An 876-nucleotide genomic window follows, 5' to 3' on the forward strand; every position below is an offset into this window, starting at 1 on the left:
GGGGATGCGGTAACCGAGCATCCGTTTCAGCGTCATGTCGCGATCGACAAAATGCCAAACCACCATGTGGAGGCGCGCCATAGCGCAGGGCATTCAGCAAGAAGCTAAACTTCTCTTCGGCTTCTTCGTCTGAAATACCCAATGCTTCAAAGATGGCTTTTTGCATTTCAAGCGTATAAATACGCAATGAACCACCACCGACTTCGGTACCATTCAAGACCATGTCATAAGCAACAGAAAGTGCTTCACCCGGATTTGCTTTGACATCTTCAACGCTTGATTTTGGCAGCGTAAATGGGTGGTGAACTGAAGTCCATTTACCATCATCTGTTTCTTCAAACATTGGGAAGTCGACTACCCAAAGCGGCGCCCATTCACAGGTTGCAAGTTTTAGGTCGTGACCGATTTTCACACGAAGTGCACCCATGGCATCATTTACCACTTTGGGTTTATCTGCACCAAAGAAGGCGATATCACCATTTTCTGCGCCTACACGCTCAAGCAATTGCATCACGATCGGTTCAATGAATTTCACGATTGGAGACTGTAAGCCTTCTACGCCTTTTTCAATTTCATTGACCTTGATGTAAGCGAGGCCTTTAGCACCATAAATGCCTACAAATTTGGTGTATTCATCAATCGCACTACGTGGCAAAGCGCCTGCGCCCGGCACGCGAAGTGCTGCAATACGGCCTTTAGGATCTTTGGCTGGACCCGCAAATACTTTAAACTCGACGTCTTGCATCAGATCTGCAACATCAACCAGTTTAAGCGGAATACGCAAGTCTGGTTTGTCCGATGCATAGTCACGCATCGCTTCGCTGTATGGCATACGCTGGAACTTGTCGAATTTGATACCGAGCAATTCGTCAAACA

The 876-nt window shown here is 47.1% G+C and carries 1 protein-coding gene; it reads right to left on the reverse strand.

The features are described from left to right. Window positions 1-876: amino acid--tRNA ligase-related protein (locus tag QMM04_RS22825; protein WP_349253957.1), on the reverse strand; the 876-nt coding region annotated here is incomplete at both ends.

Origin of the sequence: Pantoea sp. Pa-EAmG (assembly GCF_030024295.1) — a bacterium.
In the GTDB taxonomy this organism is placed as follows: domain Bacteria; phylum Pseudomonadota; class Gammaproteobacteria; order Enterobacterales; family Enterobacteriaceae; genus Pantoea; species Pantoea dispersa.